Genomic DNA, 14,820 nt, shown 5'->3' on the forward strand with positions numbered 1-14,820 from the left:
GCCAACATACCCACACCCCGAACCGTACCGCCCTGAGCTTTGCATTGGGCCACATCAACTCTGGGATGCGAAGCGCACGACGTGCAAGCCAAGACAACTGAAAGCATGGTCAGACGGTAGCGTCCCAACATAGCCCCCTAACGCCTGAATTAAGCCGAGCCGCGAAGCGGCGTCGGCTTGAATGAATTGTTAGGCATCAAGCTCGCGTAGCCGCTGCTCAATTTTGTCACGATCCAAGCAATGAGCTACCACTGGCCAATGCTGTGCTGCCGTAATGCGCAAAACACCGTGCCCAATGACCAAGCCGACAATAAGCGCCCCTGCCGTGGCGAACAAAGTAATCATTGACTGTGCCCGAAGTACGCCTAAAGCGATAGCCGCAATGAGGAGCGGGATTGTCAGCGCAACCGCCTGCCTCTTGAGCATTGATCGCCAGCTATTGTCTATAGGCTCGTTTAGACCAGCGAGCATAGACGTCAGCACCTGCTTCTCTTCTCGTTTGGTGAGCGAGCGAATCTTCATTTGATGCCTAACGCCTGAGTTAAGCCGACGCTGCGAAGCAGCGGTCGGCTTGGACGAACTGTTAGGCGGGAATGGGCCAGTGATCCGTCCCTGGGCCAGTGCCGCCTCCCCAACTACCTGATGCAACCCGATGGTGCCACAGCTTGCATGACGGGGCTTGCCTGTCGATGCATGAAGCGCGGAACCACCGAGGTGACAACAATGATTGCGTGGAACAGGTAACGCCTGAGCCGGAGCGGAGAGCCTGCCGGCACACGCGGCGGTGATGACTGCTTGCCGGGGCCGACCGGGAAACTATTAGCGCATTGGCCGAAGCCAGAGCCACCTGCCCACTGCCCCCATTCCACCTAACGCTCTGAGTTAAGCCGCTGCCACGAAGTGGCAGTCGGCTTGGACGAATTGTTAGGTCGCAAGCCGGCGATTGATGAGTGCACGAGCTAACGCGCCGACAACGCTCCCGGCTGCAAAGCCCATGATGAGCCCCATGGTGAGCTTGCCGAAAGCATAATGGCCGATAGCACCGCCTGCGGTCAGCCCAAGAAGAGCAAGCACGCGCCAAGCAAGCTGGCCCCGGCTTTGCAGCCGAGCAGGTCGCATCTGCATATTGGCCTGAGCAGCCTCTTGCTCCTGCCTGAGTGGGTGGAGTAGAGCATCTGTGGCTACTTCAGTTTGTTCCCTTCTCACGGCTGCGACTCCTCTTGATTTCTGCGGCCTAACGCCTGAATTAAGCCGCGCCGCGAAGCGGCGTCGGCTTGAACGAATTGTTAGGCGCCGATTCGCTAAGTGCCGGTTACCACTAACGATAATTATCAGCGAGGCAGCGCCTTGGGAGCGACGACATCCGGTGTAATGGTCGTCTTTCTCTCCCGTAGCAGCATCATGCCGGAGGTGTGGCCTGTAATTGCATCTTTGGCAACAGCGGCTCCCGCCCAACCAGCCGCAATAGCTATGTTGCCGGTGTGATCAATGATCTTCTGAGTTATCCGTTTTGCAGGGCTAGCCAAGTTTGGATGAGCTTGGTTGTAGTGGATCAGCATGCGCTCCGCGCTGATCATCGTGACGATTTCTTTCTCCTTCGTCACGCCCGGCTTTGGGAATTTCAATTTCTTCGCTCCAGTGACCATTTCTTACCTCGTGATCGTTATTGAAAGATGAGTTTGTCACAGCCCACATGCTCTCTACGACGCCTAATACCTATTCGGCCGCCTACCTGCGGCGTTGCCCGGAGTATCGCTGCTTCCCATTGCCTTGTGAACCGGATAAATCCTACCTCGTATCAATGGGTTGGGTGATGGAGGTGGATGTGGCGCGGGCTGCAGGATGGCAGCGTTATGCCGCAGGAGCGCAGCCATATGGATTACACCCCTCAATCTGCTGGTGTACTTGAGCCCAGATCACCGCGCCTGCTTGATCTGGTCCGTGAGCGGATCCGGCTGCGCCACTACAGCATCCGCACCGAGCAGGCCTACGTCGGTTGGATCCGGCGTTTCATTCTCGCCAACAGCAGGCGCCATCCAAGGGAATTGGGGGCGAAGGAGGTCGAGGTATTTCTTACCCGCCTGGCGACGCAGGGCAAGGTGGCGGCGGCCACGCAGAACCAAGCGTTGTCGGCATTGCTGTTCCTTTACCGGGTGGTATTGGAGATCGAGTTGCCCTGGATGGAGGACGTGGTACGTGCCAAGCGGCCGCGCCGGCTGCCGGTGGTGTTGTCGCAGGAGGAAGTGGCATGCATATTGGCTGCCATGCCCGAAGGCCTGCCCGAGTTGATGGCGCGCCTGTTGTACGGCACTGGTATGCGCCTGCTGGAATGCCTGCGCCTGCGGATCAAGGACGTGGATTTTGCCCGGAAGGAAATCTGCGTGCGCAGCGGCAAGGGCGACAAGGATCGACGGGTACCGTTGCCGGAATCATTGCGCGGGCGTCTGCTGCGGCAGCGCGAGCGGGCGTTGCTGCTGCATGGGCAGGACCGGGTCGCCGGCCGCGGGCGGGTATATCTGCCGCATGCGTTGGCACGGAAATACCCGAATGCGGACAGCGAGCCGGGTTGGCAGTACCTGTTTCCTTCCGGGCGGATTTCTGCCGATCCACGCAGTGGCCGGGCAGGGCGCCATCATGCTGGCGAGGAGACCCTGCAGCGGGCCATCAAGACCGCACGCATGCGTGCCGGCATCGCCAAGCCGGCCACCTGTCATTCGTTGCGGCATTCCTTCGCCACGCATCTGCTGGAGGCCGGGCACGACATCCGCACCGTGCAGGAACTGCTGGGTCACAAGGACGTGGCGACCACGCAGATATACACGCACGTGCTGGGGCGTGGCGCCGGTGGCTTGTTGAGTCCGCTGGACCGTTTGCCGGGGGCAGGATCGGTTTCGGATTGATGGTGTATGCCGGGCGAGCCCGGCATCTACAGGGGTGTGCGAACCGGGGAGGAACGCACGCCGGCGTGGACGATCACCCTTCCAGCAGCGCCTTGTCCCGCACGGCGCCCTTGTCCGCGCTGGTCGCCAGCAGCGCATAGGCTTTCAGCGCAGTGCTGACCTTGCGCGGGCGCGGCTGCGCCGGTTTCCAGCCGCTTGCGGCCTGTTCCTCGCGGCGACGCGCCAGCTCGGCGTCGTCCACCAGCAGGTGGATGCCGCGCTGCGGTATGTCGATGCGGATGCGGTCGCCGTCGCGGACCAGGCCGATGGCGCCGCCGGCGGCGGCTTCCGGGGAGCAGTGGCCGATGCTCAGGCCCGAGGTGCCGCCGGAGAAGCGGCCATCGGTGAGCAGGGCGCAGGCCTTGCCCAGGCCTTTGGATTTCAGGTAGCTGGTGGGATAGAGCATTTCCTGCATGCCGGGCCCGCCCTTGGGGCCTTCGTAGCGGATCACCACCACGTCGCCGGCCTGCACCTCATTGCCGAGGATGCCCTTCACTGCCGCGTCCTGGCTTTCGTAGACGCGGGCGTTGCCCTCGAACACGTGGATGGATTCGTCCACGCCGGCGGTCTTCACCACGCAGCCGTCGGCGGCGAGGTTGCCGTACAGCACGGCCAGCCCGCCTTCGCTGGAGAAGGCGTGGGCGACGTCGCGGATGCAGCCCTCGGCGCGGTCCGTGTCCAGCGACGGCCAGCGCGTGCTCTGGCTGAAGGCCACCTGGGTGGGGATGCCGGCCGGGCCGGCCTTGTAGAACTCGTGCACGGCGGCGTCCTGCACCTGGGTCACGTCCCAGCGTGCGATGGCGTCGCCCAGGGTGCGGCTGTGCACGGTCGGCACGTCGGTATGCAGCAGGCCGCCGCGCGCGAGCTCGCCGAGGATGGCCATGATGCCGCCGGCACGGTGCACGTCCTCGATGTGGTATTTGGGCGTGTTCGGCGCGACCTTGCACAGCTGCGGCACCTGCCGCGACAGGCGGTCGATGTCGCGCAGGTCGAAAGCCACTTCCGCCTCCTGCGCGGCGGCGAGCAGGTGCAGGATGGTGTTGGTCGAGCCGCCCATGGCGATGTCCAGCGTCATCGCATTCTCGAAGGCCTCGAAGGTGGCGATGCCGCGCGGCAGGGCGCTGGCGTCCTCGCCGCCATACCAGCGGTGGCACAGCTCGACGACCAGGCGTCCGGCGCGCTTGAACAGCGCCTCGCGGTCGCTGTGCGTGGCCACCACGGTGCCGTTGCCCGGCAGCGACAGGCCCAGCGCTTCGGTCAGGCAGTTCATCGAGTTGGCGGTGAACATGCCGCTGCACGAGCCGCAGGTGGGGCAGGCGCTGCGCTCGATGGCGGCCACCTGCTCGTCGCTGACCGCTTCGTCGCCGGCGGCGACCATCGCGTCGATCAGGTCGAGCTTGTGCTCGGCCAGCTTGGTTTTGCCGGCTTCCATCGGCCCGCCGGAAACGAACACCACCGGGATGTTCAGCCGCAGCGCGGCCATCAGCATGCCGGGGGTGATCTTGTCGCAGTTGGAGATGCACACCAGCGCGTCGGCGCAGTGCGCGTTGGCCATGTACTCCACCGAGTCGGCGATGATCTCGCGGCTGGGCAACGAGTACAGCATGCCGTCGTGGCCCATGGCGATGCCGTCGTCCACGGCGATGGTGTCGAATTCCTTGGCCACGCCGCCGACCGCTTCGATCTCACGCGCCACGAGCTGGCCAAGGTCCTTCAGGTGCACGTGCCCGGGCACGAACTGGGTGAAGGAGTTGGCCACGGCGATGATCGGCTTGTGGAAGTCGCCATCGGTCATGCCGGTGGCGCGCCACAGGGCGCGGGCGCCGGCCATGTTGCGGCCGGCGGTGGAGGTTTTCGAGCGGTATTCGGGCATGGGGAAGGCAGAAAAAACGCAGTGCGAACGATTCTGCATGAAGAACCCGGTTGCTGTTGCAACCATCGCCCTGGTGGGAATGGCGGCTGGAAAGCGGGCGCGCAAGGCGTACGCGGGGAGAAGACGGTGGTCGTCAGGGCCGCGGACCTTGCCGGCGGTCCGGTCCTTCAACCTGAAAAGGCGTTCAGGTTGGATGGGGCGCCGATTTCCGTCCACGGGGCTGGATCGGGCATCATCCGGGAACGAATTCATGGGGTTATCGACGATGAAGCGATCCAGGACCACCGCGCTGCTGCTGATGAGCACCGCGCCGCTGCTGTTCACCGCCTGCCAGCAGGAACAGGCCGTACAGGTGCAGGAAGGGCTGTACACCTCGGTGGAAGCCTGCAGCGAAGCCACCGGTGATCCGTCCGCCTGCCGCACGGCCTTCGCCACCGCGCAGCAGCAGGCTGCCGACGCCGCGCCCAAGTACGCCAGCAAGGAAGAGTGCGCCAAGGAGTACCCGGCCGAGCAGTGCGTGCAGCAGCACACCAGCGCCGGCACCTCGTTCGTCGGCCCGATGATGATGGGCTTCTTCATGTCGCAGATGCTCAACAACCGCGCAGGTGCCGTGGCCGCTCCGTCGGCCGCGCAGCCTGCGTTCAAGGACAACGCCAACGGTTGGGCCAAGCCGGCCGCCCCGGGCGGCAGCGGCGGCCTGAACACCGCCAGCGGCATCGGTGCCGGCAAGGCCGGCCTGGCGCCGGTGACCAGCGAACCGAACCGCGCCGTTACTGCCAGCCGCGGCGGCTTCGGTTCGCGCAGCGGCGGCCGCACCACCGTCGGCGGTTGATGCGGTGAGGCGGGTTGCCATTGCCGAGCGCTCCAACTGGCGCGCGCGTGCCGCCGAGGCGGGGTTCCGTTTCCACACCATCGACGGCGCGCCGTACTGGGACGAGACCGCGTACTACGCCTTCACCCTGCGCCAGATCGAAAGCGACCTGGAAGACCCCAGCGCCGAGATGCATGCGATGGCGATGGACCTGGTCGGCGAGGTGGTGGCCAGCGAGGAACTGATGGAGCGGCTGGCGATTCCCGCGCCGTTCCGCGACTGGATCGCCGAAAGCTGGCACCGTCGCGATCCGCATCTCTACGGGCGGCTGGACTTCGCCTACGACGGCAACGGCCCGGCCAGACTGTACGAACTGAACTACGACACGCCGACCTCGCTGTACGAGGCGGCGTTCTTCCAGTGGCAATGGCTGGAAGACCAGCGCAACCGCGGCGCGCTGCCGCAGCAGGCCGACCAGTTCAATTCCCTGCACGAGACCCTGGTCGAACGCTTCGCCGGACTGGCGGCGCAGCTGCCGCCGCCGTTGTACTTCAGCGCGGTGCGCGAGTCCGAAGAGGACCAGGGCACGGTCGCCTACCTGCGCGACTGCGCGGCGCAGGCCGGCCTGCACGGCGCGGCGATCGCCATCGAGGACATCGGCCTGTCGGCCGACGGCCGCTTCACCGATCTGGACGACACCGTGATCGGCAGCCTGTTCAAGCTGTATCCGCTGGAAGACCTGATGCGCGAGGAATTCGGCGCGGCGCTGCCCGGTTCGGGCGTGCAGCTGCTGGAGCCGGCGTGGAAGGCGGTGCTCAGCAACAAGGGCATCCTGCCGCTGCTGTGGCAGCGCCATCGCGGTCATCCCAACCTGCTGGAAGCGCACTTCGACGACGGCAGCGCCCTACCGGCCGGCTGGGTGCGCAAGCCGCTGCATTCGCGCGAGGGCGCCAACGTCGCCATGCACATGAGCGACGGCCGCTGGCAGGAAAGCGAAGGCCCGTATTCGGGGCCGTGCATCGTGCAGGCCTTCCATCCGCTGCCGGCGTTCGAGGGCAATTACCCGATGGTCGGCAGCTGGATCGTGGGCGACCGTGCCTGCGGCATCGGCGTGCGCGAAGACGACAGCCGCATCACCCGCGACAGCGCCCGTTTTCTGCCGCACGCGATCATCGACGATGCACCGCAGGGAAGCACGCGCATCTACGTCTGACGCCGACACACCCGTAGAGCGGGGCAACGCCCCGCTGGGGCTTTCCCGGCGAAGCTCCGCCGGGCCTTGCCCGGCGCTACACATCAACAGGACGGAAGCCAACCGCAGGGCCGCACGATCAAGGCACGGCGACGCCAGCCGGCCGCATCTGCTCTGTAGAGCGGGGCAACGCCCCGCTGGGGCTTTCCCGGCTAAGCTCCGCCGGGCGTTGCCCGGCGCTACACATCAACAGGACGGAAGCCAACCGCAGGGCGGCACGATCACGGCGCAGCGACGCCAGCCGGCCGCACCTGCTCTGTAGAGCGGGGCATCGCCCCGCTGGGGCTCTACCGGCAAAGCCCCGCCGGGCGTTGCCCGGCGCTACAACAACCCGTCGCGCTTGACCGCGAGGTAGCGCTCCACCAGCGCGGCGGGCAGCTCTTCGGCGGTGACGTCCAGCACCATCACCCTGTGGCTGCGCAGCGCCTCGTGCGCGGCGGCGCGCTGCTGCAGGTAGCGGGCGATGGCGCCGGCCTGCACCGCGTCGGGCAGCGTGTCGGCGCCCCGGGAGAGGGCATCGTCCAGTTCGCGCTCGCGCAGGCTGGCCACGCATACCAGGTGCCGCTTCTGCAGCAGGCGCACGGCGGCGAGCAGGTCCTCGATGTCCTCGTCGCGCACGTTGGTCACCAGCATCACCAGGCAGCGCCGCGACTGTCGCAGCGACAGTCCGGTGGCGGCGGCGAGGTAGTCGGTGGCCACCGGCTGCGGTTGCAGGTCGTAGCTGGCGCGCAGCAGCGTGTCGATCGCACCGAGCCCGCGCTGCGGCGCCACCCAGCGGGTCTCGCCGCCGCTGGCGAACAGGCCCACGCCGTCGCCCTGGCGCAGCGCCAGGTAGGACACCACCAGCGAGGCGTTGAGCACATGGTCGAAGTGCGACAGCCCGCCCTCGTCGGCCAGCATGCGCCGGCCGGTGTCGATCATCATCACCAGCTGCTGGTTCTTCTCGTCCTGGTACTCGCGGGAGATCAGCTTGCGCGCGCGCGAAGTGGCCTTCCAGTCGATCTGGCGCAGGCTGTCGCCGACGCGGTACTCGCGCATCTGGTGGAAGTCGGTGCCCTCGCCGCGGCGTCGCTTCAGGTGTGCGCCTACCAGGCGAGAGGCCATTTCCGCGCTGAGCAGGGCCAGCCGCGTCAGCGGCACGAAGTTCGGGTAGACGCGCACCTTATGGGCTGGCCCGGCGATGCGCGATTGCCGCCACAGCCGCAGCGGCGAATACAAGCGCAGCTGCACGCCGTCGAAGGCGAAGGCGCCGCGCGCGCCGGGGGTGAAGTGGTAGCTGAAGCGGGATTCGCTGGCGCGTGAAAGCCGCAACGTACGCGGCAGGCCTCGCGTGGTCCAGCCGCCGGGTACCAGGTCGAACACGTCCACGCGCTGCTTGCCGAAGCTGTCCAGCTGCAGCCAGGTTTCGCGCTCGATGCCCAGGGCCAGGGTTTCGGGCAGTTCGCGCCGTACCGAGGGGGTTGGGCGGCGCCGCAGCCATAGCGCGTCGGCCAAGGCAGGCAGAGCGATCGCGCAGGCGGTTGCCGTCCAGAGGATGGTGGGCAGCAGGTGCAGGGCGACGGGGATGCCGAGCAGGCCCCACAGGGCGAGCAGCGCGATCAGCAGCGGTGCGGGCCTCATGCGGTGGCCCTCATGCCGGATGCGATGCCTGCGGACGAGCGCGGATGCACAAAATCCTTTGCGGTTGCGGTTGCGGTTGCCTGTGAATTTGCTGCCGCTTTTGGCTTTTGACTTCCGGGTCCCCTTCCGCAGCGACGGAGCTGGCGGGAAAAACCTGAAGGGCGACGTGCAGGGATGCACGTCGTTTTTCTAAGCGACAGGGATGTCGCGTAGAAAAATCCCGCCGGCGGAGTGGACCCGGCGCGTGCAGGGCGTCGGGCGCGTAGGCAGGGGCGTGTTTCTTTGGGCCACGTTTCTTTGCACGAGCAAAGAGAAGCTTTTTCAACAGCCGAATGGCTGGTCAAGGTGGCTCGCTCCTGCGGAGCAGGAGTGAAAGCTCTGCTTTCAAGATTCCGCTTTGGTTCTTCGCCGTGGCCGTTGCCGTTCTTTTCAGTTTTGAAAAGCCAAGGCAACGGCATAAACAGGATCAAGGGCTTTCGCTCCCCTTCGGGGGAGCGAGTTACTTCTCTTTGCTCGTGCAAAGAGAAGTAACCAAGAGAAAGCACGCGCCGGGACGCGATCCGTCGGGCTGCGCCCGCCGGTCCCCTGCGCTCCTCGCGTGCCGAGGGGACGGCGCACAACTCGCTTCGCTCAGACACGTGCGCCTCTTCGCCCCTCGGCCCGCTGCGGTGCTCGGCTCGCTCTACGGCGATAGGGGTCAAAAGCCGGAAGGAAGAAGAAAAATCACGGGCAACGGCAACGGCAACGGCAACAACAACAGCAACAGCAACAGCAACAGCAACAGCAACAGCATTTCCTGCCTGTGCGGCGACCTCGATGGATGCACACATGGCAATGACGGCAACAGCAGCCCGCCCCAAGCCCTCCCTCCGCACCGTGTACGAGGGAGAAGGAACCGAAGCCGCATGGCCGCCACACGGGCTCACTTGCGCGGCGCCTCTACCTTGGCCAGCAGCGCGGTCAACGCATCGTCCGCCGACTGCCCTTCGATCTGCAGCTCCGGCGCCAGCGCGATGCGGTGCCGCAGCGCGGGCCTGGCGATCTCGCGCACGTCATCGGGGGTGACGAAATCGCGCCCGGCCAACACCGCCTGCGCACGCGCCGCGCGCACCAGCGCAAGGCTGCCGCGCGGGCCGGCGCCCAACGCGATGCCGGGCCACTTGCGGGTGGCGGCCACGATGCGCACGGCGTAGTCGATCACCTGCGGGTCGACGGTGATCGCGGCCACCGCCTGCTGCATGCGCACCACGTCGGCGCCGCTCATCACCCGCGGTACCTGCGACAGGTCGAAGTCGCTGGCGCTGCGGCCGGCGGTGATCGCCTCGACCATGCGCTTCTCGTCTTCCAGCTGCGGGTAGTCGATCAGCACCTTGAGCAGGAAGCGGTCCAGTTGCGCTTCCGGCAGCGGGTAGGTGCCTTCCTGCTCCACCGGGTTCTGCGTGGCCAGGGTGAGGAACGGCGGGTTGAGCGGGAAGGCGCGGCCCTCGATGGTGACCTGGCCTTCCTGCATCACCTCCAGCAGCGCCGACTGGGTCTTGGCCGGCGCGCGGTTGATCTCGTCGGCGAGCAGCAGGTTGGTGAACACCGGGCCGCGGCGGATCTTGAAGCTCTCGGTCTTGGGGTCGTACACGGCGTGGCCGCTGACGTCGCTGGGCATCAGGTCGGGGGTGAACTGCACGCGCGCGTAGTCCAGCTCCAGCGCCTGCGCCAGGGTGCGCACCAGCAGGGTCTTGCCGAGGCCGGGTACGCCTTCGATCAGTATGTGGCCGCCGGCCAGCAGCGCGACCAGGATCTGGTCCAGCACGTCGGCCTGGCCGATGAAGGCCTGGCCGACGGCTTCGCGCAGGCGTTCGACGCGTTCGATCAGGTCGGTGTTGCCGGGCGCGGGCGCCGGTGCGGGCGCATCGCCGGGGAGGGCGGGCGGAGCAGGCAGGTCGGTCATAGCTGGTTTCTCATCTGGATCAGCAGGGCGATGCGTTCGCGCAGCGCGGTGTCGTCGCGCGACGGCGGAACTTGCAGGGCGAGCCGCACGCGTTCAAGCGGCCAGCGCAGGTGGTCGGCGATGGCCTGCAGCTGGGCGTCGCCGGCGAGGGCGGCGGCCAGCGGTGCGCGCCGGCGCAGGCGCGCAAGGAAGGACTGACGCACCGCGTCGTACAGCAGCGGCGCCTTGCCGTAGCGGTGCAGGTGCTCGCCGCTGGCGCGCACGTGTTCGAGCAGCGAGCGGCGTTCCTGCCGCGGCGAAGGCAGCAACGGACCGAAGCGCTGCGCACGCATCCACAGCCATGCGAGCAGGGCCAGCAGCAGCGGCAGCCAGATCGGCCAGCCGCGCTGCAGCACGGTGCGCCACAGCGACGGCGCTTCGGCCGCATAGACCAGGTGCATGCGGCCCTTGCCGTAGTTGGGGGCGAGCACAAGCCGCGCGAGGTCGCGGTGCGGCAGGTCGCGCAGGCCGGTGTCCTTGTCGTCCCGGCCGTTGCGCAGGAAATCCATATCGGCCAGTACATCCACGCGGCCGCTGCCGTAGCGCAGCCGCGCATAGGCCAGCGTGTCGTCGCTGGCGTCGCCCCAGCGCAGCTCGGCGCGGGCGCTCTCGCCCAGGGTGAAGCGGTTGCCGGCGCAGAATTCCTGGTGCTCTTCCTGTCCCTGCACGCGCCATGGCTGGCAACGCGGTGCGGCCTCGTCGGGAACGATGCCGAAACGGTCGAACAGCGTCTGCTCGCCGTCCAGCGTGTCGTCGGCCTTGGGCATGCGCAGCAGCAGGTGGCCGCCGTACTCCACCCAGTCCACGAGCTGTTCGACCTGTGCGGATGCGAGCTGGCGCGGGTCGTCGAGCAGCAGCACGGTGTCGCGCGGCTGCAGGTGCATGGCCGGCAGGTCGAGCGTGCGCCGCGTCTCGGCATCCACGCCGTCGCGGCGCAGGGTTTCGCGCAGCGCGAACAGCGGGTTGAAGCTGGGCTCGCCATAGGCCGGCAGCGTGGCCTGTTCGCAGACGCGCTGGTAACTGCGCAGGAACCACATCACCGCCACGCCCGCCAGCAGCAGGACGACCACGGCGATCAACGCATTGCGCCAGCGCGGGCTCATGCCGTCCACCCGTACTGCTGGCGCAGGTCGTCGAGCAGGGCCTGGAACTCATCCTCCGATGGCAGGCGGCCGGCGTAGGCGGCGTACTGCCAGGTGCGCACCATGCGCGCGAACAGGCGCCGGTCCGCTTCCTGCGGCATGCGCTTCGATGCGCGCAGGCACTGTGCCTCGGTGCTGCCCGGCGGCAGCACGATGTCGGCGCGCTGGGCCAGTTCATCCAGGTTGGCGCGGTACAGCAGGGCCAGCGCATGCCGTGGCCTGCCGTCCTGCCACAGGCGGCGGGCGCTGGCGAGGATGTCCGGTGGCAGGGTGTCGGGCAGCTGCAGTTCGTGCTGGGTGACGTCCGACTCGGCTTCGCGCCGGCGGCGGTGCCCGCTGCCGCGCAGCCAGGGCAGCCACCAGCGGGCGGTCAGCGCCAGCGCCAGCAGCAGCGCACCGACCACGATCCACAGGAAGCCCTCGCTGAGCAGGGCCAGCAGCTTGATGAACGCGCCCACCAGTTCGCCGCCGGGGAAGTTCCAGTCCCGCGTCGGCTTCTCTTCCTCCGGCTTCCTGCGCTCCCAATGGCAGACCATGTGTTTGGCGCCGAGTTGCGGATCCTCATAGGCGCGTGCGGCGGCCTGGCGGAAGCCGGCGGTATCGACCGGCGACGGGCCGAAGATCGCCACCGGCGTGTCGGCCACGGGTGCAGGCGCGGTGCCGCCCTTGTGGTTGTCGTGCGTCGTCGGTGCCGCATCACTGGCTTCCTGCGCGTGGACCGGAAGCGACAACGGCGCGAATGCCAGCGCCACCAGCAGCAGGAGCGGCGCCGCGCGTGCCAGCCGCTCACGCAGGCGGCGGAAGGCGATCTCTACGTCCCAGGCTTCCAGCTGGGTGCGGCGGTTGAGGTACAGGCCGAAACCGGCGCCGCTGTAGAACGGGCCGATCAGCGTCATCGCCGCCCAGGCCAACAGGTTGAAACCCAGCCATACCCACGCCGGGGTGTCGCTGCCGATCAGCGATACCGCCACGCGCAGCGATTCGGGCAGCGCATCCAGCGGCACGAACATGAAGACCAGGGCGATGCCGGCCAGCTGCAGCATCACCTCGAAATGCCAGTACACCAGGGTCAGCAGCGCCGCATGGCCGTAGGCCGTGCCACCCAGCACACGCCGCCGCAGCCGCCGTTGCCCGGCGTCGCCGCCTTCAAGCAGGTCCACCGGCATCAGCAGCGAGCGCGCCGGGCTCAGGCGCCGCCAACTCAGATAGGCCAACAGGTCACGCCAGCCCCAGCGCCACTGCGCGCGCAACGTATCGGCGGTGCCGGGCACCGCACCGAACGCGCCGCGCGAAATCACGTACAGCGGGATACGCTCGAACGCCGGCTTCAGCCACCACATCAGCAGCGCCGGCAGCCAGAAGGCCTCCAGCCACCAGCCGGCCAGGTTGAGCAGCGCGAACACCGGCAGGGTCAGCAGCAGCCACGGTTTCCAGATGGCCGCGGCATGGCGCCGCACCAGCGCGCTGCCCAGCTCCATCGCCTCCCACTGCGAACGTGCGCGCAGCACCACGTCGAGCTGGTCAATGCGCATCGCCGCCCCCGTGCCCGCCGCGCCACAGCCAGGCGAACACCAGCGTCCACAGCACGCCGGAGACGGTGAACTTGCCCCACGCCGGCACCCAGGCGATGGACGACCAGAACGCCTCGATGAAGGCTGCCACCAACAGCATGAACGCAATGCCCAGGCACAGCCGCGCGCCGATCACCCCGCCTTCCACCAGCGCGTCGATGCGCCGCTTGCGGCCCGGCGCGATCAACCGCAGGCCCAGCTGCAGGCCGGCGCCACCGGCAATGACGATGGCGGTCAATTCGAACGGCGCATGCCCCACCACGAAGCGCCAGAACGCATCGCCGTAGCCCACGTGCTGCAGGTGGCCGGCCACCGCGCCGATGGTCAGGCCGTTGAACAGCAGCACCAGCACCGTGCCGACGCCGGCCAGCAGGCCGCTGGCGAAGGTGCGCAGGCCGATGCTGATGTTGTTCATGATGTAGTGGCCGAACATCGCCCAGTCGGTGCCGCTGTCGCGGCCCAGGTGCTCGGCGGTGGGCGCGTACATCTTTTCCATCTGCGCGACCTGCTGCGGGTCCAGCAGCAGGTGCACCAGTTCCGGCCTGTACTGCAGCAGCACGAACACGCCCACCAGCGGCACCACGAACAGCGCGCACGCCACCCACATCGCCGCGGCCTGGCTGCGCACCAGCTGCGGGAAGCCGGCGAACAGGAATTCCACCGCGCGCTGCCAGCGCGGCGCCGGCGCGCGGTACAGCAGGTTGTGGCCGCGCTGCATCAGCTGCTGCAGGCGTTCGACCAGCTGCGGGCTGTAGCCGCGGCGGCGCGCCAGCGCCAGCTGCTGGCACAGGCGCCGGTAGCGCTCGGGAATGGTCTCGTCGCCCGGCAGGTCGGGCGCGGGCGTGCCGCGCGCCTTGCGCGCGTTGCCGCCACGCTGCCGCAGCCAGTCCTCGAACTGGCGCCATTCGTGCTGGTGGCGGGTGACGAACTGTTCCTGCCTCATCGGCGCCCCAGCAGCCAGTTGGCCATCGCGTACAGGCGCAATACGCCGGTCTGGCCCTGCGCCCGGCTCAGGCCGCCGGCGATGTCGGCCAGCTCGCTCTGGCGCGGGCCGGACAGCGCCGGCGCGCGGTCGGCGAAGGCGATCACCGCCTGCTGCTCAGCCGGTTGCAATGGCAATGGCGGCGCCAGCACGGTATCGATGCGCGCCGGCGGCACCGGCGCGGGCGCCGGCACATGCACCACCAGGCTGCCGGCCACCAGGTCGCCCAGCCGGCGCCCGTGCGCGTCGCACAGGCAGGCGATCAACCCGAGCGCGTAGCCGAACGGCAGCATGTCCACGGTGCGCAGCAGGTTGCGCACGATCGCCGGCATCCAGCCCAGCGGCGCGCCGTCGCGCGCCACCACGCGCAGGCCGAGCACACGCTTGCCCAGGGTCTGGCCGAACCAGACCTCCAGCACGATGGGGTAGCCCCAGAACATCAGGAACATCAGTCCCAGGTACAGGCCCTGGCCCAGCCCGCCCAGCGCCATCAGCAGCGGGCTCATCAGCGCCAGCACGCCGAAACGCGCCATCAGGTCGATCAGCCACGCCAGCGCACGCGGCACCGGCCCGGCCGCAGGCAACTGCAGCGGCACGCCTTCGGGCGTGATGACTTCGCGGTAGGTATCGAGCATGGGCGGCGCTGCGC

Annotated in this window: 12 protein-coding genes; 3 read left to right on the forward strand and 9 right to left on the reverse strand. The window is 67.7% G+C overall.

The window, feature by feature from the left end:
• Nucleotides 1–189 precede the first annotated feature (189 nt).
• On the reverse strand, nucleotides 190–522 hold the full coding sequence (locus ABB22_RS18095; protein ID WP_152984062.1) for a hypothetical protein: 333 nt from the start codon (nucleotides 520–522) through the stop codon (nucleotides 190–192).
• Nucleotides 523–1,331: 809 nt separating this feature from the next.
• Nucleotides 1,332–1,625: a hypothetical protein gene (locus tag ABB22_RS18100; RefSeq protein WP_152984063.1), complete on the reverse strand. Its 294-nt coding sequence runs from the start codon at nucleotides 1,623–1,625 to the stop codon at nucleotides 1,332–1,334.
• Between the two features lie 249 nt (nucleotides 1,626–1,874).
• On the opposite strand from ABB22_RS18100, the gene ABB22_RS06900 reads away from it, so the two are divergent.
• On the forward strand, nucleotides 1,875–2,900 hold the full coding sequence (locus ABB22_RS06900; RefSeq protein ID WP_055773107.1) for an integron integrase: 1,026 nt from the start codon (nucleotides 1,875–1,877) through the stop codon (nucleotides 2,898–2,900).
• 73 nt (nucleotides 2,901–2,973) lie between these two features.
• On the opposite strand, the gene ilvD is transcribed toward ABB22_RS06900, so the two are convergent.
• Nucleotides 2,974–4,812, reverse strand: a complete 1,839-nt coding sequence (ilvD, locus tag ABB22_RS06905; RefSeq protein WP_055772912.1) for a dihydroxy-acid dehydratase — start codon at nucleotides 4,810–4,812, stop codon at nucleotides 2,974–2,976.
• Between the two features lie 265 nt (nucleotides 4,813–5,077).
• On the opposite strand from ilvD, the gene ABB22_RS06910 reads away from it, so the two are divergent.
• Nucleotides 5,078–5,644 carry a DUF1190 domain-containing protein gene (locus ABB22_RS06910; protein ID WP_055772914.1) on the forward strand — a complete coding sequence of 189 codons (567 nt, stop codon included), beginning with the start codon at nucleotides 5,078–5,080 and terminating at the stop codon, nucleotides 5,642–5,644.
• A gap of 4 nt (nucleotides 5,645–5,648) precedes the next feature.
• Complete coding sequence (locus ABB22_RS06915; RefSeq protein WP_055772917.1) at nucleotides 5,649–6,836, forward strand: glutathionylspermidine synthase family protein; 1,188 nt, start codon at nucleotides 5,649–5,651, stop codon at nucleotides 6,834–6,836.
• A gap of 360 nt (nucleotides 6,837–7,196) precedes the next feature.
• On the opposite strand, the gene ABB22_RS06920 is transcribed toward ABB22_RS06915, so the two are convergent.
• The 6 genes from ABB22_RS06920 to ABB22_RS06945 form a co-directional block, all read right to left on the reverse strand.
• A complete protein-coding gene (locus ABB22_RS06920) occupies nucleotides 7,197–8,495 on the reverse strand; it encodes a DUF58 domain-containing protein (protein ID WP_055772920.1) in 1,299 nt (432 codons plus the stop codon).
• 922 nt (nucleotides 8,496–9,417) lie between these two features.
• Nucleotides 9,418–10,437, reverse strand: a complete 1,020-nt coding sequence (locus ABB22_RS06925; protein ID WP_055772925.1) for an AAA family ATPase — start codon at nucleotides 10,435–10,437, stop codon at nucleotides 9,418–9,420.
• Nucleotides 10,434–11,579: a DUF4350 domain-containing protein gene (locus ABB22_RS06930; RefSeq protein WP_055773110.1), complete on the reverse strand. Its 1,146-nt coding sequence runs from the start codon at nucleotides 11,577–11,579 to the stop codon at nucleotides 10,434–10,436. The genes ABB22_RS06925 and ABB22_RS06930 overlap by 4 nt, the downstream gene beginning before the upstream one ends.
• Entirely contained in the window at nucleotides 11,576–13,150 is a 1,575-nt protein-coding gene (locus ABB22_RS06935; protein WP_055772928.1) for a DUF4129 domain-containing protein, read from the reverse strand. Before ABB22_RS06935 ends, ABB22_RS06930 begins: the two co-directional genes overlap by 4 nt.
• The gene (locus ABB22_RS06940; protein WP_055772931.1) at nucleotides 13,140–14,132 is read right to left on the reverse strand and encodes a stage II sporulation protein M; all 993 of its coding nucleotides are present in this window, start codon (nucleotides 14,130–14,132) and stop codon (nucleotides 13,140–13,142) included. The genes ABB22_RS06935 and ABB22_RS06940 overlap by 11 nt, the downstream gene beginning before the upstream one ends.
• Nucleotides 14,129–14,806: an RDD family protein gene (locus tag ABB22_RS06945; RefSeq protein WP_055772934.1), complete on the reverse strand. Its 678-nt coding sequence runs from the start codon at nucleotides 14,804–14,806 to the stop codon at nucleotides 14,129–14,131. Before ABB22_RS06945 ends, ABB22_RS06940 begins: the two co-directional genes overlap by 4 nt.
• Between the last annotated feature and the right edge of the window lie 14 nt (nucleotides 14,807–14,820).

The organism is Stenotrophomonas nitritireducens, assembly GCF_001431425.1.
GTDB lineage: Bacteria > Pseudomonadota > Gammaproteobacteria > Xanthomonadales > Xanthomonadaceae > Stenotrophomonas > Stenotrophomonas nitritireducens.

Excerpts from the sequence above, each read along its gene's own strand:
- ABB22_RS06925 (WP_055772925.1), bottom strand. The coding sequence starts at position 10,437 with ATGACCGACCTGCCTGCTCCGCCCGCCCTCCCCGGCGATGCGCCCGCA.
- ilvD (WP_055772912.1), bottom strand. The coding sequence starts at position 4,812 with ATGCCCGAATACCGCTCGAAAACCTCCACCGCCGGCCGCAACATGGCC.
- ABB22_RS06930 (WP_055773110.1), bottom strand. The coding sequence starts at position 11,579 with ATGAGCCCGCGCTGGCGCAATGCGTTGATCGCCGTGGTCGTCCTGCTG.
- ABB22_RS06900 (WP_055773107.1), top strand. The coding sequence starts at position 1,875 with ATGGATTACACCCCTCAATCTGCTGGTGTACTTGAGCCCAGATCACCG.
- ABB22_RS06910 (WP_055772914.1), top strand. The coding sequence starts at position 5,078 with ATGAAGCGATCCAGGACCACCGCGCTGCTGCTGATGAGCACCGCGCCG.
- ABB22_RS06935 (WP_055772928.1), bottom strand. The coding sequence starts at position 13,150 with ATGCGCATTGACCAGCTCGACGTGGTGCTGCGCGCACGTTCGCAGTGG.
- ABB22_RS06945 (WP_055772934.1), bottom strand. The coding sequence starts at position 14,806 with ATGCTCGATACCTACCGCGAAGTCATCACGCCCGAAGGCGTGCCGCTG.
- ABB22_RS06920 (WP_055772920.1), bottom strand. The coding sequence starts at position 8,495 with ATGAGGCCCGCACCGCTGCTGATCGCGCTGCTCGCCCTGTGGGGCCTG.
- ABB22_RS18095 (WP_152984062.1), bottom strand. The coding sequence starts at position 522 with ATGAAGATTCGCTCGCTCACCAAACGAGAAGAGAAGCAGGTGCTGACG.
- ABB22_RS06940 (WP_055772931.1), bottom strand. The coding sequence starts at position 14,132 with ATGAGGCAGGAACAGTTCGTCACCCGCCACCAGCACGAATGGCGCCAG.